The following is an 18,934-nucleotide window of genomic DNA, read 5'->3' as shown; positions in this document are numbered from 1 at the left end:
TAATTATGCGAAAGCCCGCATGTGCCGCGCTGGTGGTCATGATGAGTGTGTTGGTTTCTCCGTTCTCCCATGCCGGCCAGGCCTGGGAGCAGTATAAGGCGCGATTCTTTATGCCGGATGGCCGGATTGTTGATACCGGCAATGGCAATGTTTCTCATACGGAAGGGCAAGGTTTTGCCATGCTGATGGCCGTGGCAAACGACGATAAAGCCACTTTCGATAAGCTCTGGCAGTGGACAGACAGCACGCTGAAAAACAAAGACAATGGGCTGTTTTACTGGCGGTATAACCCGGTGGAAGCCAACCCGGTCGCCGATAAAAACAATGCATCGGACGGCGATGTCCTGATCGCGTGGGCGTTGCTGAAAGCCGACACCCGCTGGCCTGACAAACGCTACAGCACGGCATCGGATAGCATCACCAAAGCGCTGATTGCGCACAATGTGATCCGCTATGCGGGATACCGGGTAATGCTGCCAGGCGTTCAGGGATTTAACCTGAACAGTGAAGTGGTGCTTAACCCTTCTTACTTCGTGTTCCCCGCCTGGCAGGCGTTTGCCGATCGCAGCCATTTGCAGGTCTGGCGGGAGCTGATTCAGGACGGACAGCGACTGCTTGGGAAAATGGGGTCGGGTAAAGCTAATCTGCCAGCAGACTGGGAGTCTCTGGAAGCGGGCGGCAAGCTGGTTCCGGCTAAAGCCTGGGCTCCGCGGATGAGCTACGACGCTATTCGTATTCCGCTTTATATCGCCTGGTTTGATAAACAAAGCGCGTTACTGACGCCGTGGCGCAGCTGGTTTGGGAAGTTCAGCCGCGAGCAAACTCCGGCGTGGGTGAATGTCACAACCAATGAGTACGCGCCGTACATGATGGAAGGTGGGTTGCTGGCAGTGCGTGATTTAACGATGGGGCAGGCACCTGGCGAACCGGAAATCACCAGCAAAGATGATTATTACTCCGCGAGCCTCAAAATGCTGGTGTGGCTCGCAGGGCAATAATGTTGGCACCGGAGGGTTCCCTCTCCTTTGTGGGGAGAGGGAATCTTGATTACTGCGGATAAGGTACCCAGTCGCCGCCATTCAGACGAACGTACGGTTTGTTCTGGTACTGGATAACAACAGCGTTGGCATTCTCCGATACCTCAGCAGTCTGCGGCAGGCCGCTGGTGAGCTGGTTCCAGTTCACGCTATCTTCCACAAACAGCTTACCGTCTACCGCACGAGCCACCAGTTCAGAGATCGCCAGATAGCTGCTTGGCTGGGTGATCTCAATTGGCGCACCCTGATGCGGAGCCTTCATACCAAAGAATTTAATCCCGGCAGGTACGTTGGTAATGGACGGGCTTGGGATATCACGCAGGCCAGACACCTGCATTCTGTCACCTTTCAGCGCACCACCGTGTTCCGGCACCACCACAACCATCACTTTGCGGCCCGATTTTTCCAGCTCGGTAAAGAACGCATCCAGTTCATCAAACAGCTTCTGCGCACGAACTTTGTAATCAGCCGTTTTGCTGACGCCCGGGAAGTGGTTACCGTCATGCAGCGGCAGCGTGTTATAGAACGTGGCGCTGCGTGGGTTGGCATCTTTCTCAATGGTTTGCAGCCAGCGCTGGAGCACGGCGGTATCGTCATAAACCGGTGAGCCGTCAAAGCCCAGCAGCGATACCGGCAGGCCGGTCTGATCCATCAGTGGGGCTTGCATTCCGCCTTCTTCACGCACTTCTTTCAGGAAGTTACCGAACTGGCCGTTATGGCCCAGCATCAGGTGCTGCGTAAAGCCCAGTTTCGCCAGGTTATCAAACAGATAACACTGGTTACCCGCGGGCTGATAGAGATTTTTATGCGATGACTGACCACAGCTGGCGCGCAGCAGACGAATCGCCGCCGGGCCGCTGTAAGAGGTGGCCGAGTTGAAATCTTTAAACTGAATATCAAAGTGCGACCACAGCGGGTGCGAGCTTAAACCGGCTGCATCCACATCGGCCCACGACAGGGAACAGATGTTAATCACCAGCAGCTCGAACGGCTGAGCGTCCGCAGGTAGTGCATCCGGGAATTTGGTCTGGCGTTTGTCTTCTGCGGTATAGAAGCTTGAAAGCCAGGCATTCAGGTTAGTGGAGGTCGGTGGTGATGTCTGCGTTGGAATATCCCCAACGACCGGGTTATCCCCTGCGGTGGCTACCGTTGCGGCGGCGGTGCCACCGGTGGTGGTGACCGTCGTGGTCGGCTGGCCTGCCGGCCATAAAGAGAAGCCTGGCCCCGACAGGGTCAGTACGTTAAGCCATATCAGGATGGCCACCACAAACACCGTTACGCGCACCCACTGAGAGAGGAACAGCCAGGCAACCAGCAGCACAAAGACTGCCCCAATCATCTGCCAGTTAATAAACCGCTCGGTCAGATCGAGAATGTAGTCAGCGCTAAAGCCCGCCACCTGCGAGCCCTGACTCATAATGCTATCCGGGCCTGGTAGCCAGGTGTCATGCCAGAACAGTGCAAAGCCGACTGGAATCGCAATCAAGTGGCGTAAACGGTGCAATCTGATGTTAGGGATTGGCATCAACAGGAAGGCCATAAACACCAGGTTAAGCAGGGGGTGGAAATTCAGGTAGCCTGCCCACAGCAGACCAAACTTCACCAGAAAATAGAAGTTCCAGCCGGAAAGGCCGCGCCAGTATTGCCAGAGCGGCGATGGCGCCGAATGGGTGTAGGTAGAGTTAGTCATGTTTTCGGTTTGCCTTGACGTGCGGAGCCCGTGTCAGTGTTCCGGCTGGTTTAACGTAGCGAGGTTTTACAAACAACACCCTGGCGGTATTACGAATACGGCCCATCGAATGGCGTGCATAGTAGCCGAGCGGGAAAAAAATGAGCGCACAGAGTACGACCAGTTGAATAATATCGCTGATATTCATGATGATGCGCGCTCCTCATTCCCGGATAACAAGCGAAGTGGTTCAGGCACCCGACGCCAGACATGTCCGTCATGTTTGGCATTGAGAATGGGTTTGGTGTCGGCCGTCATCGGCAACGGTTTTACCCACTGCTCAGGTGTCAGGGTTCGCATTTGCACCAGCTCGGCGCTGATCAGGCTGTCTTCGAACCAGATCATGCGGTTAGAGAAGATGTCCCCCGTTGGCAACGGGAAAATATGGTTCAGGGCGGTGTCGAGATCGTTCACCCTACAGAAAGATAAAAACAGCACCAGACGGTTGTCGCCAATCGTCATGATATCCCCGGAACGGTTCGGGCGGCACAGCGTGAGCGCCTGCTCAACGCGAATACCCGGTACAGGACGCAGGGCAACCATCACCCCTTTTCCGTCTGCCGGAAGCAGCGTGTTGTTCATCATGTTGCTTACGGCATCACAGAAGGTGTCCCATTTTTGATAGCCGCGCAGTTTCATCGGCTGGGTCATGGACAACAGCGTGGAGATGTCTTCCGGCACGTGGCGATTAAACTGCTGGCCCTGAATGCTCTCAATCAGCGTCAGGCAGCGTGAAAGCGGGGCATTCCAGGGAACGACCATGTTCGCACCGCAGCCCAGCAACAAGCGTTCATCCGTTGCGCGCAGGCTGGTGTTATTTTCGCGAACCACGATTTTTAACGCGCTGCCGCGCTGGCGGCGTAAGGTATGGATCTGTCTCGCCAGCGTTTCGATTTGGTTATTTTGCATCAAAGAGAAAACAATAGTGGCGGCCTGAGTAGTACGGGCTTCATTAAATAGCGCTTCGTTTGTTTCAAACAGTGACCAATTTTCAGAAAGGGCCGGTGCGCCTTCTAATACCGCAATCTGGCTGAGAATGCGTTTTTCATCGCTACGCGGTTGCACCACGGTTTCTTCTTGTTGCGCGACATGCCAATTGCCTTCGATAAGTTTGAGATCAAGTTGTTGTCGCGCACTTACGCCTTTTTCATTACACCAGAAAGCAATATCGTAAAGAAAACTGTCGGTCTGGTCACGAATACTTGCAAGACCGAAAAGAGAACGATATTCCCCCATTAAAAGCGAGAACAGCTTGTCATTATTACTGCCAGGGTTAATGACCAATACCGTGCAGTTTTGATTTTTCGCCCATTTGTTGATTTTTTCGAGCCAGTGCAGAAGTTTTTCGGTCGGTATATTTTGCAGGGTATTTTTTGCACATTTAAGCATCACTAAATAGTGATCGGGATCAATAGTGCACTGAATATCGCGGGTCAAAAAGTATAGACTATCTGCCTCGGTTGACATGGAAAATAATTGTACCGTTTGTGGCCCACGGTCATCCTCAAGCCTGATGATTTTCTTCGGGTCTTCGCCCATGGTGATGACGGCGACGCGCGCATCCTTCGTTTGCGCGGCGATGGTTTGATTCACCAGGCTTACAGCGTCCTCATTGCGATCCGTATTAATCCACCACACTCCTCCGACTGGCATGTGGCGCAATTCGTCCCATAATGACTGGATGCCAATAGAAAATATGGAGTCCACGGTGTCCCTCTTTTCATCTAATTTATCTGTATCTCAGTTTACTAGCGAAAGCGTAGAAATAAACCTAACATTGAAATTAAAGAACATCAGATTTAGCATGTAAACGAAAATTCCTGGCAGGATGCCTCGATACATCAAATCGCAAGATTTTACTCAATGGGATGAGATAAAAATGCATAATAACGAACCCGGAACACCCGTCGACTCGAGTCTGGGGTACACATTCCAAAACGATTTTCTGGCCCTGACCCAGGCGTTTTCATTGCCTGAAATTGATTACACCGATATTTCCCAGCGGGAACAGTTGGCGGCGGCTATTAAACGCTGGCCTTTATTGGCTGAATTTGCCCAACAACAATAAGGGAGCCATTGATGGCCATACTAGGATTACAGGGCGTCCGTGGTGGAGTGGGTACAACATCCATTACCGCGGCGCTGGCGTGGTCATTACAGTTATTAGGTGAATCGGTGCTGGTTATTGATGCCTGCCCCGATAATTTGCTGCGCATGTCTTTCAACGTTGATTTTGACCACCACAATGGCTGGGCGCGCGCGCTGCTTGACGGTAAAGACTGGCAGGATGCAGGACTGCGCTACACCTCTCAGCTCGATCTGCTCCCCTTTGGGCATCTGACTGCAAAAGAACGTGAGAACGACCACTTAAACCAGCAAACCCTGGAGCAATTCACTTACGCGCTGGAGCGCCTGAAGGAACAGAGCCATTACCACTGGATTTTGCTGGATCTGCCGCACGGTTATACGCCGCTGACGCGCCAGCTCATCAGCCACTGCGACCACATTCTGTCGATTGTGAATGTGGATGCAAACTGCCATATCCGCCTGCATCAGCAAGCGTTGCCCGCAGATGCTCATATTCTGATTAACGATTTACGCATCAGCAGCCAGATTCAGGACGATCTGTACCAGATTTGGCTGCAAACTCAGCGCCGCCTGTTGCCTATGGTGATCCATCGTGACGAGGGGATGGCGGAATGTCTTGCCTCCAAGCAGCCACTCGGTGAATACCGTGGCGATTCACTGGCGGCAGAAGAGATCCTTACGCTGGCGAACTGGTGTCTGTTGCACTTCACTCGTCGTCCAGAGTCGGCCAGGAGTGCTGTATGAGCCGTGTGTCCACCTGGTTACTCATCCCACCGGTCAGCGCGCGCTTAAGCGAACGCTACCGGCATTATCGTCGGCACGGCGCATCGGTGTTAAGCGCCGCGCTTGGCTGTTTCTGGATGATCCTGGCATGGATGTTTATACCGCTTGAGCACCCGCGCTGGCAGCGTATTCGTGCGCGCCACAGCGAGCTTTATCCGCACATTAATTCCGACCGGCCGCGGCCGCTGGATCCGGCCCGTTATCTTATTCAGGCAGTCTGGCTGGTGGCTACCATGCCCAGGCAGGAACATAAAACCCCGCGCTGGCGCAGCTTCGACCGGGTGGCGAACTTACGTGAACGCTACCATCAATGGCTGGACAGACTGCCCGATAGCGTGAGTGATAAAACCAGCCATCTGGATAACCACAAAGAGCTCGGGCATCTGCATCCGGGCTTGCGCCGTTTTATCCTCGGCGTGATTGTCGTCTTCTCGCTCATTCTGGCGGTGATTTGTATCACCCAGCCCTTTAACCCGTTGGCGCAGTTTACCTTCCTGATCCTGCTGTGGGGCGTGGCGCTGCTGGTCCGGCGTATTCCGGGGCGCTTCTCGGCCCTGATGCTGATTGTGCTGTCGCTGACCGTCTCCTGCCGTTATATCTGGTGGCGTTATACCTCAACGCTGAACTGGGATGATCCGGTCAGCCTGGTGTGCGGTTTGATTCTGCTGTTTGCGGAAACCTATGCATGGATTGTGCTGGTTCTGGGTTACTTCCAGGTTATCTGGCCGCTCAATCGCCAGCCTGTTCCGCTGCCGAAAGACACCACGCAGTGGCCGACCGTCGATCTCTTCGTGCCGACCTACAACGAAGACCTGAGCGTGGTTAAAAACACCATCTATGCCGCGCTGGGTATCGACTGGCCAAAAGATAAACTCAAAATCTGGATCCTGGATGACGGTGGCCGCGCGGAGTTCCGCCAGTTCGCCGATGAAGTGGGCGTGGAGTATATCGCGCGTACCACCCACGAACATGCGAAAGCCGGGAACATCAACAACGCGCTGAAATATGCCAAAGGGGAGTTTGTCTCCATCTTTGACTGCGACCACGTACCGACCCGCTCGTTCCTGCAAATGACGATGGGCTGGTTCCTGAAAGAGAAGCAGCTGGCGATGATGCAGACGCCACACCACTTCTTCTCGCCGGACCCGTTTGAACGTAACCTCGGGCGTTTTCGTAAAACGCCGAACGAAGGGACTCTGTTCTATGGGCTGGTGCAGGATGGCAACGATATGTGGGATGCCACCTTCTTCTGCGGCTCTTGTGCGGTTATCCGCCGTAAACCGCTGGATGAGATTGGCGGCATTGCCGTAGAAACGGTCACCGAAGATGCCCATACCTCACTGCGTTTACACCGTCGCGGCTATACCTCTGCCTACATGCGTATTCCGCAGGCGGCGGGCCTGGCAACGGAGTCGCTGTCAGCCCATATCGGCCAGCGTATTCGCTGGGCGCGCGGCATGGTGCAGATCTTCCGTCTTGATAACCCGCTGGTGGGTAAAGGGTTAAAACTGGCGCAGCGTCTGTGCTACGTCAACGCCATGTTCCACTTCTTGTCGGGTATTCCACGGCTTATCTTCCTGACTGCGCCGCTGGCGTTCCTGCTGCTTCACGCTTACATCATCTACGCGCCAGCGCTGATGATTGCGCTGTTTGTTCTGCCGCACATGATCCACGCGAGCCTGACGAACTCGAAGATTCAGGGTAAATACCGCCATTCATTCTGGAGTGAAATCTACGAAACGGTGCTCGCCTGGTATATCGCCCCGCCAACGATGGTGGCGCTGATTAACCCGCACAAAGGCAAGTTTAACGTCACCGCGAAGGGTGGCCTGGTGGAAGAAGAGTATGTCGACTGGGTGATCTCCCGTCCGTATATCTTCCTGGTGCTGCTGAATATCGTGGGCGTTATCGCCGGTATCTGGCGCTACTTCTACGGCCCGGAAAACGAAGTGCTGACCGTGTTCGTGAGTATGGCGTGGGTGTTCTACAACCTGATTATTCTTGGCGGCGCGGTAGCGGTATCGGTAGAGAGTAAACAGGTGCGCCGTGCGCATCGCGTTGAAATCAGTATGCCTGCGGCAATCGCCCGTGAAGACGGTCATCTCTTCTCCTGTACCGTGCATGACTTCTCTGACGGTGGTCTGGGTATCAAGATCAACGGCCAGGCGAAGGTGCTGGAAGGGCAGAAGGTCAACTTACTGCTTAAACGCGGCCAGCAGGAATATGTCTTCCCGACACAGGTTGTGCGTGTGTTTGGCAATGAAGTGGGTTTGCAGCTGATGCCGCTGACCAAAAAGCAGCATATCGATTTTGTGCAGTGTACGTTTGCCCGCGCGGATACGTGGGCTCTCTGGCAGGACAGCTTCCCGGAAGATAAACCTCTGGAAAGCCTGCTGGATATTCTTAAGCTGGGGTTCCGTGGCTATCGTCACCTTGCAGAATTTGCCCCGTCGTCTGTGAAATTAATTTTCCGGTCACTTACCTCGCTGGTTTCCTGGGTCGTGTCGTTTATTCCACGCCGACCTGAGCGGGAAGAGGCGAAGCAATCGGACCCGGTTATGGCTCAACAATGATGATAACGCGATGAAAACAAAACTTTCCTGGTTATGTGCAGTGGCAATGGGGATGAGTGCTCTTCCCTCTATGATGGCGAATGCAGCCCCTGAAACTACGGCTGCGCCTGTGGTGCAGGAAACCGATCCGACCGTCACCGCGACCGATACCGCTGAGCCCGATCAACCGGCTGACGGAACGGCTCAACCTATCGGCAGCGTCTTGCCTGGCGTGCGTGGTGCGAACTCGCCTGTCGTGGCGGATAATGCTCCGTCCAGGGACGTGAAGCTGACCTTTGCCCAGATTGCCCCACCTCCGGGCAGCATGGTCCTGCGCGGCATTAACCCGAACGGCGGCGTTGAGTTTGGAATGCGCAGCGATGAAGTGGTGTCGAAGGCGATGCTGAACCTGGAATACACGCCGTCGCCTTCACTGCTGCCGGTTCAGTCCCAGCTTAAGGTCTATCTCAACGACGAGTTGATGGACGTGTTGCCGGTCACCAAAGAACAGCTCGGCAAAAAGACGCTGGCACAGGTGCCTATCAACCCGCTGTTTATCACCGATTTCAACCGCGTTCGTCTGGAGTTTGTCGGGCACTATCGCGATGTGTGCGAAAACCCGGCTAGCAGCACGCTGTGGATGGATGTCGGGCGTAACACATCGCTGCAAATGACCTATCAGTCGCTGGCGCTGAAAAACGATCTCTCGGCATTCCCGGTGCCGTTCTTTGATCCGCGTGATAACCGCCAGCTTACGCTGCCGGTGGTCTTTGCGGCTTCTCCGGATGTGAATCAGCAGCTGGCTGCGACGATTGTGGCTTCATGGTTTGGTTCACGTTCGGCCTGGCGCGGCCAGAGCTTCCCGGTGATGTACGATAAGCTGCCGGACCGCAATGCCATTGTGTTTGCAACCAATGACAAACGCCCGTCGTTCCTGCGTGACCACCCGGACGTGAAAGCACCGACGGTTGAAATCATGAGCCACCCGGATAACCCGTATGTGAAGCTCCTGGTGGTGTTCGGGCGTGATGACAAAGACCTGATCCAGGCGGCGAAAGGCATTGCCCAGGGTAACGTCCTGTTCCGTGGCAATAGCGTGACTGTCGACAACGTGAAACCCCTGCTGGCGCGTAAACCTTACGATGCGCCGAACTGGGTGCGTACCGACCGCGCAATTACCTTCGGTGAGCTGAAAACCTATGAAGAACAGCTTCAGTCGACCGGGCTTGAGCCATCGCCAATCAGCCTTTCGCTGAACCTGCCGCCTGATCTGTATCTGATGCGTACCAACGGGATTGATATCAACCTGAAATACCGTTACACCGCGCCGGCAACCAAAGACAGCTCGCGCATGGATATCAGCCTGAACAACCAGTTCCTGCAATCCTTTAGCCTGACCAGTACCCAGGACACTAACCAGCTCATGCTTCGTCTGCCGGTGCTGCAAGGGCTGCTGGATGGTAAAACGGATGTCTCTATCCCGGCGCTGAAACTGGGGGCGGTCAACCAGCTGCGCTTTAACTTCCAGTACATGAACCCAATGCCGGGCGGTTCGGTGGATAACTGTATTACCTTCCAGCCGGTGCAGAACCATGTGGTTATTGGTGATGAATCGACTATCGACTTCTCCCGGTATTATCACTTCCTGGCGATGCCGGATCTGCGCGCATTCGCGAACGCCAGCTTCCCGTTCAGCCGTATGGCGGATCTCTCTGAATCCATCGTGGTGATGCCAAAAGCGCCAACTGAAGGTCAGGTGACAACCCTGCTGGACACCATGGCTTCCGTGGGCGCACAGACAGGCTTACCGGCGATTAATGTGACGCTGACGGATGACGGCAGCCAGATCCAGAACAAAGACGCCGACATCATGCTGATTGGCTCCATCCCGGATAAGCTGAAGGATGATAAGCGTATTGATTTGCTGGTGAAGGCCACCCAGTCCTGGGTGAACACGCCGCTGCGTCAGACCGAGTTCCCAAGCATTATGCCGGATTCCAACGATCGTCAGGCCAGCGTTCAGACCGAAGTATCGTCTTCTGGTTCGATGGCGGCCATTGTCGGCTTCCAGTCTCCGTTTAACGATCAGCGTAGCGTCGTCGCACTGCTGGCCGATAGCCCGCGCGGCTATGAGCTGCTCAACAACGCGATGAACGACAGCGGTAAACGTGCCGCTATGTTTGGCTCCGTTGCCGTGATCCGTGAGTCTGGTGTGGATAGCCTGCGCGTGGGTGATGTGTACTACGTCGGCCATCTGCCGTGGTTCGAACGCCTGTGGTATGCGCTGTCTAACCACCCGGTTCTGCTCGCAATCCTGGCGGCAGTGAGTGTCGTTCTGCTGGCTTGGGTGCTGTGGCGTCTGCTGCGTATCATCAGCCGTCGTCGGCTTAACCCGGATCATGAGTAAGAAGTGATGAAAGCCTTTCGCTGGTGTGCGTTAGCAGCGTTGATGCTGGCGGCGACGAATCTTCGTGCCGCCTGCACCTGGCCTGCCTGGGAGCAGTTTAAAAAGGATTACATTAGCGAGAGTGGGCGTGTCATTGACCCCAGTGACACGCGCAAAATTACCACCTCAGAAGGGCAAAGCTACGCCCTGTTCTTTGCCCTTGCGGCGAATGACCGCAAGGTGTTTGACCAGCTGCTGACGTGGACGCGTGATAACCTCGCCGGAGGGAATTTACACGATCGTCTGCCCGCCTGGCTGTGGGGGCAGAAAGACAAAGAAACCTGGGCGGTCATCGATTCCAACTCCGCGTCGGATGCCGATATTTGGATCGCCTGGTCTCTGCTCGAAGCCGGTCGGTTATGGAAAGATCCGGACTACACCCGCGCCGGGAAGGCATTGCTCAAACGTATTGCCAGCGAGGAAGTGGTGAAAGTACCGGGCCTTGGCTCAATGCTGCTGCCGGGCAAAATCGGCTTTGCAGAAGAGAATGCCTGGCGCTTCAACCCCAGCTATCTTCCTCCTCAGCTTGCGAGCTATTTCACCCGCTTTGGCGCGCCCTGGAAAACGCTCCGCGAGACTAACCTGCGCCTGTTGCTGGAGACGGCGCCGAAAGGTTTTTCCCCGGACTGGGTGCAATACCAGAAAAATAAAGGCTGGCAACTGAAGCAGGATAAAACCCTGGTCGGCAGCTACGATGCCATCCGGGTTTATCTCTGGGTGGGGATGATGAACGACAAAGACACCCAAAAAGCCCGACTGCTGGCGCGTTTCCAGCCGATGGCCGCGGTGACAAAAAAACAGGGTTTACCGCCGGAGAAAGTGGATGTGGCGAGCGGGAAACGAACGGGTCACGGCCCGGTGGGATTTTCGGCTTCTCTGCTGCCCTTTTTACAATCCCGTGACGCGCAAGCCGTTCAGCGCCAGCGAGTCGCTGATAACTTTCCCGATAACAACGCCTATTACAGCTACGTACTGACTCTCTTTGGACAAGGATGGGATCAGCATCGTTTTCGCTTCACCGAAAAAGGTGAATTAATACCGGATTGGGGCCAGGAATGCGCAAGTTCACATTAAATCTACTCAGTTTATCGCTTGGCCTGGCACTGATGCCGATGGCGCAGGCTGCCAACTCCCCCCAGCAGAAACAGCTGCTTGAGCAGGTTCGTCTGGGCGAATCAACGCAGCGTGAGGATTTGGTTCGCCAGTCGCTTTATCGTCTTGAGCTTATCGATCCAAACAACCCGGACGTGATTGCGGCACGTTTCCGTTATTTGCTGCGCCAGGGCGACACCGCCGGCGCGCAAAAAGAGCTGGATCGCCTGAAGGGGATCGCTCCGGGTTCGGCTGCGTATCAGTCTTCCCGTAATACCATGCTGCTTTCAACGCCGGATGGCCGCCAGGCGTTGCAGCAGGCGCGTCTGTTAGCCACAACAGGCCATACTCAGGAAGCGATTGCCGCATACGACAAACTCTTTGCCGGAAATCCACCGGCTGGCGATTTAGCAACCGAGTACTGGAATGTCGTAGCCAAAGATCCTGCCCGACGTTCCAGCGCCATTAACCAGCTTAAGAAAATCAACGCCAGTAATCCTGGCAATGTACAGTTACAGGCCACGCTGGCGCAGCTGATGTTCCAGAACGGACGCCGTGATGAAGGGTTCGCGGTATTGCAGGACATGGCCAAAACCAATAACGGCCGCGACCAGGCGTCTGACATGTGGTATCAGCAGATTAAAGACCTGCCTGCCAGCAGCGCCAGCGTGAGTGCGCTGCAAAAATACCTGACGGTCTTCAGCAGTGGTGATAGCGTGACAGCGGCGCGTTCCCAGCTTGAAGCACAGCAAAAACAGCTCGCCGACCCGGCGTTCCGTGCCAAAGCAGAAGGCTTAGCGGCGGTGGATTCGGGGCAGGGTGGTAAAGCGGTCACGGAACTGCAAAAAGCAGTTAGCGCTAACCATGCTGACAGCGAAGCCGTTGGCGCGCTGGGCCAGGCGTATTCGCAAAAAGGCGATCGCGCCCGCGCGGTGGCACAGTTTGAAAAAGCCATTGCCCTTGATCCGCAGAGCGATAACCGAGGCAAATGGGATAGCCTGTTGAAGGTTAACCGCTACTGGCTGCTGATCCAGCAAGGTGATACCGCGCTTAAAGCCAATAACACCGCGCAGGCGGAACGCTATTACCAGCAGGCGCGAAATATCGACAACACCGATAGCTATGCCGTGCTTGGTCTTGGGGATGTGGCGGCAGCGCGCAAAGATAATGACGCTGCAGAGCGTTACTATCGCCAGGCGCTGCGTATGGACAGCGGTAACAGCAACGCCGTGCGCGGACTGGCGAATATCTATCGTGCCCAGTCACCGGAAAAAGCCTCGCAGTTTATCCAGTCACTTTCCGCCAGCCAGCGCCGCAGCATTGATGATATTGAACGTAGCCTGACGAACGAACAGTTGTCCCAACAGGCTGAGCAGCTGGAAAACGAGGGTAAATATGCCCAGGCGGCGGAAATTCAGCGTCGTCGTCTGGCGTTGTCGCCAGGTGATGTGTGGATAACCTATCGTCTTTCCCGCGATCTCTACAGTGCGGGCCAGCGCAGCCAGGCAGACACCCTGATGCGCCAGCTGGCAAACCAAAAACCGACCGATCCCGATCAGGTTTACGCCAGCGGGCTTTACCTTTCCGGTAACGACCAGGACAGAGCCGCTCTGGCGCACCTGAACACCCTGCCGCGCAGCCAGTGGAATGGCAATATCCAGGAGCTGGCCGACCGTCTGCAAAGTAATCAGGTGCTGGAAACGGCAAACCGCCTGCGTGACAGCGGTAAAGAGCAAGAAGCTGAAAACCTGCTCCACCAGCAACCTTCGTCAACACGTATCGATTTAACCCTGGCAGACTGGGCGCAGCAGCGTGGCGACCGCACTGGGGCGAAAGCCGCATATAACACTGTATTGCAGCGCGAACCGCAAAACGAAGACGCCATCCTTGGGCTGACGGAAGTCTATATCGCGGAAGGGAATAAAGACGCCGCGCGTGCTGAACTGGCAAAACTCCCGGATGCGAAAACTGGCCAACCGCAGTCGCTGAACATGCAGCGGCGCGTTGCGATGGCGCAGGCCGGGCTTGGCGATAACGCCGCGGCGGAACAAACTTTCAACAAGCTGATCCCCCAGGTGAAATCACAGCCTGCGTCGATGGAGAATGCGCTGGTATTGCGTGACGCCTCGCGTTTTCAGGCGCAAAACGGCCAACCTCAGCAGGCGCTGGACACTTACAAAGACGCGATGGTGTCTTCTGGCATCACCACCACGCGCCCGACGGATAACGACAGTTTTACCCGTCTGACGCGTAACGATGAGAACGATGACTGGCTGAAGCGCGGCGTGCGTAGCGACGCTGGTGATTTATACCGTCAGCAGGACGTTAACGTCACTCTGCAACACGACTACTGGGGCTCAAGCGGCACGGGCGGGTATTCCGACCTGAAAGCTCACACTACCATGTTGCAGGCGGACGCACCGCTGGCAGATGGCCGTATGTTCTTCCGTAGCGATCTGGTCAATATGGATGCCGGGACATTTGCCACCAAAGACGGGACGTACGATCCAAAATGGGGCACCTGTGCTGCAACACCTTGTCATGGCAACACCAACCAGTCTGCGAACGGCGCGAGTGTTGCCGTGGGCTGGCAGAATAAAACCTGGGCGATGGACATCGGCACCACGCCGATGGGCTTCGACGTGGTGGATGTGGTCGGTGGCCTGAGCTACAGCAACGATTTAGGACCAATTGGCTATACCGTGAATGCTCACCGTCGCCCGATTTCCAGCTCGCTTCTGGCGTTTGCCGGGCAGCATGATGCCAACACCGACACCACATGGGGCGGCGTGCGTGCCACCGGTGGTGGCGTGAGTCTGAGCTATGACAAAGGTGAGGCGAACGGCGTCTGGTCAAGCCTGAGCGCCGACAGCCTGACAGGGAAAAATGTGGAAGATAACTGGCGCGTCCGCTGGATGACCGGTTACTACTACAAGCTCATTAACAAAAACAATGAGCGCCTGACGGTTGGCGTGTCCAACATGTTGTGGCATTACGACAAGGATCTGAGCGGGTATACGCTGGGACAGGGCGGTTATTACAGCCCGCAGGAGTATGTCTCCTTCGCCTTGCCGGTGACCTGGCGTAAACGCACTGAAAACTGGTCCTGGGAACTGGGCGGCTCAGTCTCCTGGTCGCATTCCAAAACCAAAGACGGGATGCGTTATCCGCTACAGGGCCTGATTCCTGATAACGAAGTCGATGCTGATGGTAACGACATGTATACCGATAAACATGAGCCTGAGACGGGCAGCAGTTCGTCGGGTACTGGTTATACCGCAAGGGCTATTATTGAGCGCCGCGTGACGTCCAACTGGTTTGTGGGTCTCGGCGTAGATATTCAGCAAGCGAAAGATTATACCCCGAGCCATGCGCTGATCTACGTACGTTATTCTGCGGCGGGCTGGCAAGGAGACATGGATCTGCCACCGCAGCCGCTTATTCCGTACGCGGACTGGTAATCAGATTTACCTTAATCCAATTGTAAGTCTCTCTAATAAACGCAGCAATCGGGTATACTCAGGCGCACCAGGTTAACGCCCTGGTGCGCCTTGCGCTTTGAGTTTTGTGGAGAGTCATTTTGCGTGTCAGCCGTTCTTTAACTATCAAACAGATGGCGATGGTTTCTGCCGTCACGATGCTGTTTGTTTTCATCTTCTGCGTCATTTTGCTGTTTCATTCCGTACAGCAGAATCGCTATAACACGGCTTCACAACTCGAAAGTATTGCCCGCTCGGTACGCGGGCCACTTTCTGCCTCTATCCTGAAAGGGGATATTCCTGAGGCGGAAACGATCTTAAAACGCATCCAGCCCGCCGGGATTGTCAGCCGTGCGGATGTGGTTCTGCCTAACCAGTTCCAGGCGCTGCGGATGAGTTTTATCCCTGAACGTCCGGTTCCGGTCATGATCATGCGATTGTTTGAGCTGCCGGTACAAATTTCCCTGCCTGTCTATTCCCTTGAACGCCCGGCGAACCCGCAGCCGTTAGCCTATCTGGTGCTTCAGGCCGACTCATATCGCCTGTATAAATTTGTGATGAGTTGGGTTATTACGTTAGTAACCACTTACTTACTTTTGGCGCTGATCCTCAGCGTGGCCCTGACCTGGTGTATTAACCGGTTGATTGTGCACCCTGTACGCCGCATTGCCCGCGAGCTGAATAACCTCTCGCCGCAGGAACAAGTGGGGCATCAGCTGGAAGTTCCGCATCTGCACCATGACGATGAAATCGGGATGCTGGTGCGCAGTTATAACCTCAACCAGCAGCGTATTTCACGCCAGCAGGACGATCTGAACAGCAGCGCGACCCGTTTTCCGGTTTCAGAACTCCCCAACAAAGCCTTTTTGATGGCCATGCTGGAGCAGACCGTGGCGCGCCAGCAGACGACCGCGCTGATGGTTGTCGCCTGTGAAACCTTGCAGGACACGGCGGGTGTTCTCAAAGAGAGCCAGCGCGAAGTGCTGCTGCTGACGCTGGTGGAAAAGGTGAAATCTGTCCTGGCACCGCGCATGGTGCTGACCCAGGTCAGCGGATATGACCTGGTGATCATTGCCCATGGCGTGAAAGAGCCGTGGCACGCGATTACATTAGGTCAGCAAGTACTCACTGTCATTAATGAGCGGCTGCCCATTCAGGGTATTCAGCTACGTCCAAGCGCCAGCATCGGGATCGCCATGTTCTACGGTGACCTGACGGCAGAGCAACTGTATCGCCGCGCGTTTTCTGCTGCCTTCACTGCCCGTCGTAAAGGGAAAAACCAGATCCAGTTCTTCGACCCGGAGCAGATGGAAAAGGCGCAGCAGCGTCTGACTGAAGAGAGCGACATTCTGACCGCGCTGGATAACCGCCAGTTTGCCATCTGGCTCCAGCCGCAGGTGAACTTGCTGACGGGTGAAGTCAAAAGCGCAGAAGCGTTACTGCGGGTACAGCAGCCTGATGGCTCGTGGGAGCTGCCAGAAGGGCTGATTGAGCGCATTGAATCCTGCGGCCTGATGGTCACCGTGGGTTACTGGGTGCTTGAAGAGTCCTGCCGCCAGCTTGCGGCCTGGCAGGAGCGGGGCGTCACGTTGCCACTGTCGGTGAATTTGTCTGCCCTACAGCTGATGCATCCGACCATGGTTTCGGAGATGCTGGAGCTTATCCACCGCTATCGGATCAAACCTGACACGCTGATTCTGGAAGTGACAGAAAGCCGCCGTATCGACGACCCTAACGAAGCGGTCACCATTCTTAAACCGCTGCGTAATGCCGGGATCCGCATTGCGCTGGACGATTTTGGCATGGGGTATGCCGGGTTGCGTCAGCTCCATCACATGAAAACCCTGCCGGTGGATGTGCTGAAAATCGATAAAACCTTCGTTGACGGGCTGCCGGATGACAGCAGCATGGTGCAGGCCATTATCCAGATGGCGCGTAGCCTGAACCTGCATGTGATTGCAGAAGGCATTGAAACCGAAGCGCAGCGCGACTGGCTGGCAGCTGCCGGCGTGGAGAGCGGACAGGGCTTCCTGTTTGCCCGCGCAGTCCCGTCGGATGTGTTCGAGCAACGCTATCTGGCGAATGAAGGCAATAATGCAAAAGCGTAAATTTGTTGCTGGCTTGCGCGAGTCAGCTCAAATTTCTTAACATTTGTGTTTCAAAGTTGATGTAAGTTTATTTCTGTCATGTTTTACGGGTGTTATTTTAAAGCCGCAGGTTAACCAAAACCTTACAAAGCCTGTGGTTTTTCTTTCCAAGGACACCCTATGAAAACCTCACTCTTCAAAAGCCTCTACTTTCAGGTCCTGACAGCCATCGCAATCGGTATTCTGCTTGGTCACTTCTATCCTGAATTAGGTGCGCAAATGAAACCGCTTGGCGATGCGTTCGTTAAGCTCATCAAAATGATCATCGCCCCGATTATCTTCTGTACGGTGGTGACCGGCATCGCTGGCATGGAAAGCATGAAGGCCGTCGGTCGTACCGGGGCAGTCGCACTGTTGTATTTCGAAGTGGTTAGTACCATCGCGCTGATCATTGGCCTGATTATCGTTAACGTGGTGCAGCCAGGCGCGGGGATGAACGTTGATCCCTCGACGCTGGATGCCAAAGCCGTCGCGGTGTACGCCGAGCAGGCGAAAGACCAGGGGGTTGTGGCCTTCCTGCTGGACGTTATTCCGGGTAGCGTCATCGGCGCCTTCGCCAGCGGCAACATTTTGCAGGTGCTGCTGTTTGCTGTGCTGTTTGGTTTTGCGCTGCACCGTCTTGGCAGCAAAGGTCAGCTGATCTTCAACGTGATTGAGAGCTTCTCGCAGGTCATCTTCGGTATCATCAACATGATCATGCGTCTGGCACCGATCGGCGCATTCGGGGCAATGGCCTTTACCATCGGGAAATACGGCGTAGGCACGCTGGTGCAGTTGGGCCAGCTGATTGTCTGCTTCTACATCACCTGTATTCTGTTCGTGGTGGTGGTTCTGGGTTCGATTGCCCGCGCGGCAGGCTTCAACATCTTCAAATTTATCCGCTATATCCGCGAAGAGCTGCTGATTGTGCTGGGCACGTCATCTTCAGAGTCTGCGCTGCCGCGTATGCTCGATAAGATGGAAAAACTGGGCTGCCGCAAGTCGGTGGTGGGGCTGGTTATCCCGACGGGTTACTCTTTTAACCTCGACGGCACCTCGATATACCTGACGATGGCCGCGGTGTTTATCGCTCAGGCGACCAACAGCCATATGGACATTTTCCATCAGATAACCCTGCTGGTGGTGTTGCTGCTCTCATCGAAAGGTGCTGCGGGCGTTACGGGCAGTGGGTTTATCGTTCTGGCGGCGACCATTTCTGCGGTAGGACATCTGCCGGTGGCGGGCCTGGCGTTGATTCTCGGTATCGACCGTTTCATGTCTGAAGCCCGTGCGTTAACCAACCTGGTGGGTAACGGCGTGGCTACGGTTGTGGTGGCGAAATGGGTGAAAGAGCTGGATCACAAAAAGCTCGATGACACGCTGAATAACCGCAACTCTGACAGCAAAACTCAGGGTATATCCTCCTAATATCGTCACAAATGCCCGCTATCCCTTGTCGGGATGCGGGCTCCTGCGCATAATAACTGTTCATACCTGTCATAATTCGACAAGATTTTTTTAAGGTATATTTCACTTCCGTCCGTGACGTTTTGCATTACACGCGGTCTAATCGGAGTGTTTTCATCGTCATCTTTTGGAGTG

The 18,934-nt window shown here is 55.0% G+C and carries 12 protein-coding genes; 9 read left to right on the top strand and 3 right to left on the bottom strand.

The features are described 5' to 3' along the window. Positions 1-5: 5 nt before the first annotated feature. A complete protein-coding gene (locus tag N1249_RS21370; protein WP_259833247.1) occupies positions 6-998 on the top strand; it encodes a glycosyl hydrolase family 8 in 993 nt (330 codons plus the stop codon). A 49-nt stretch (positions 999-1,047) separates the two neighbouring features. Here the strand turns inward: N1249_RS21370 and bcsG are convergent, their stop codons facing one another. Genes bcsG through bcsE form a run of 3 tightly spaced genes read right to left on the bottom strand, consistent with a single transcriptional unit; the run spans position 1,048 to position 4,473 of the window. Further along, complete coding sequence (gene bcsG, locus N1249_RS21365) at positions 1,048-2,727, bottom strand: cellulose biosynthesis protein BcsG (protein ID WP_259833245.1); 1,680 nt, start codon at positions 2,725-2,727, stop codon at positions 1,048-1,050. Further along, the gene (gene bcsF, locus N1249_RS21360) at positions 2,720-2,914 is read right to left on the bottom strand and encodes a cellulose biosynthesis protein BcsF (RefSeq protein ID WP_259833243.1); all 195 of its coding nucleotides are present in this window, start codon (positions 2,912-2,914) and stop codon (positions 2,720-2,722) included. The genes bcsG and bcsF overlap by 8 nt, the downstream gene beginning before the upstream one ends. Further along, complete coding sequence (gene bcsE / locus N1249_RS21355) at positions 2,911-4,473, bottom strand: cellulose biosynthesis c-di-GMP-binding protein BcsE (protein WP_259833242.1); 1,563 nt, start codon at positions 4,471-4,473, stop codon at positions 2,911-2,913. The genes bcsF and bcsE overlap by 4 nt, the downstream gene beginning before the upstream one ends. A gap of 172 nt (positions 4,474-4,645) precedes the next feature. Between bcsE and bcsR the strand changes: the two genes are divergently transcribed. From bcsR to N1249_RS21315, 8 genes are all read left to right on the top strand, one after another. Further along, complete coding sequence (bcsR, locus tag N1249_RS21350) at positions 4,646-4,834, top strand: cellulose biosynthesis protein BcsR (protein ID WP_014072225.1); 189 nt, start codon at positions 4,646-4,648, stop codon at positions 4,832-4,834. A gap of 11 nt (positions 4,835-4,845) precedes the next feature. Next, on the top strand, positions 4,846-5,598 hold the full coding sequence (bcsQ, locus tag N1249_RS21345; RefSeq protein ID WP_259833240.1) for a cellulose biosynthesis protein BcsQ: 753 nt from the start codon (positions 4,846-4,848) through the stop codon (positions 5,596-5,598). Continuing rightward, positions 5,595-8,210, top strand: coding sequence for a UDP-forming cellulose synthase catalytic subunit (gene bcsA / locus N1249_RS21340; RefSeq protein WP_259833238.1), 2,616 nt, complete (start codon positions 5,595-5,597; stop codon positions 8,208-8,210). The genes bcsQ and bcsA overlap by 4 nt, the downstream gene beginning before the upstream one ends. Positions 8,211-8,220: 10 nt before the next feature. Continuing rightward, a complete protein-coding gene (bcsB, locus tag N1249_RS21335) occupies positions 8,221-10,596 on the top strand; it encodes a cellulose biosynthesis cyclic di-GMP-binding regulatory protein BcsB (RefSeq protein WP_259833235.1) in 2,376 nt (791 codons plus the stop codon). Between the two features lie 6 nt (positions 10,597-10,602). Further along, positions 10,603-11,709 (top strand): cellulose synthase complex periplasmic endoglucanase BcsZ, encoded by a 1,107-nt coding sequence (bcsZ, locus tag N1249_RS21330; protein ID WP_259838239.1) that lies wholly within the window; start codon positions 10,603-10,605, stop codon positions 11,707-11,709. Then, positions 11,691-15,188 (top strand): cellulose synthase complex outer membrane protein BcsC, encoded by a 3,498-nt coding sequence (bcsC, locus tag N1249_RS21325; RefSeq protein ID WP_259833228.1) that lies wholly within the window; start codon positions 11,691-11,693, stop codon positions 15,186-15,188. Before bcsZ ends, bcsC begins: the two co-directional genes overlap by 19 nt. A gap of 119 nt (positions 15,189-15,307) precedes the next feature. Further along, on the top strand, positions 15,308-17,314 hold the full coding sequence (gene hmsP / locus N1249_RS21320; RefSeq protein ID WP_259833226.1) for a biofilm formation regulator HmsP: 2,007 nt from the start codon (positions 15,308-15,310) through the stop codon (positions 17,312-17,314). Positions 17,315-17,473: 159 nt separating this feature from the next. Beyond that, positions 17,474-18,760, top strand: coding sequence for a dicarboxylate/amino acid:cation symporter (locus N1249_RS21315; protein WP_259833224.1), 1,287 nt, complete (start codon positions 17,474-17,476; stop codon positions 18,758-18,760). Positions 18,761-18,934: the final 174 nt, after the last annotated feature.

It is taken from the genome of Enterobacter sp. CP102, from assembly GCF_025152625.1.
In the GTDB taxonomy this organism is placed as follows: Bacteria; Pseudomonadota; Gammaproteobacteria; order Enterobacterales; family Enterobacteriaceae; genus Enterobacter; species Enterobacter soli.
Note: the sequence above shows the minus strand (reverse complement) of the source record. Positions and strands in the feature narration are given on the sequence as shown.

Coding starts and splice junctions, on each gene's coding strand:
- bcsQ (WP_259833240.1), top strand. CDS start 4,846: ATGGCCATACTAGGATTACAGGGCGTCCGTGGTGGAGTGGGTACAACA.
- N1249_RS21315 (WP_259833224.1), top strand. CDS start 17,474: ATGAAAACCTCACTCTTCAAAAGCCTCTACTTTCAGGTCCTGACAGCC.
- bcsB (WP_259833235.1), top strand. CDS start 8,221: ATGAAAACAAAACTTTCCTGGTTATGTGCAGTGGCAATGGGGATGAGT.
- bcsG (WP_259833245.1), bottom strand. CDS start 2,727: ATGACTAACTCTACCTACACCCATTCGGCGCCATCGCCGCTCTGGCAA.
- bcsC (WP_259833228.1), top strand. CDS start 11,691: ATGCGCAAGTTCACATTAAATCTACTCAGTTTATCGCTTGGCCTGGCA.
- bcsZ (WP_259838239.1), top strand. CDS start 10,603: ATGAAAGCCTTTCGCTGGTGTGCGTTAGCAGCGTTGATGCTGGCGGCG.
- bcsF (WP_259833243.1), bottom strand. CDS start 2,914: ATGAATATCAGCGATATTATTCAACTGGTCGTACTCTGTGCGCTCATT.
- N1249_RS21370 (WP_259833247.1), top strand. CDS start 6: ATGCGAAAGCCCGCATGTGCCGCGCTGGTGGTCATGATGAGTGTGTTG.
- bcsA (WP_259833238.1), top strand. CDS start 5,595: ATGAGCCGTGTGTCCACCTGGTTACTCATCCCACCGGTCAGCGCGCGC.
- bcsR (WP_014072225.1), top strand. CDS start 4,646: ATGCATAATAACGAACCCGGAACACCCGTCGACTCGAGTCTGGGGTAC.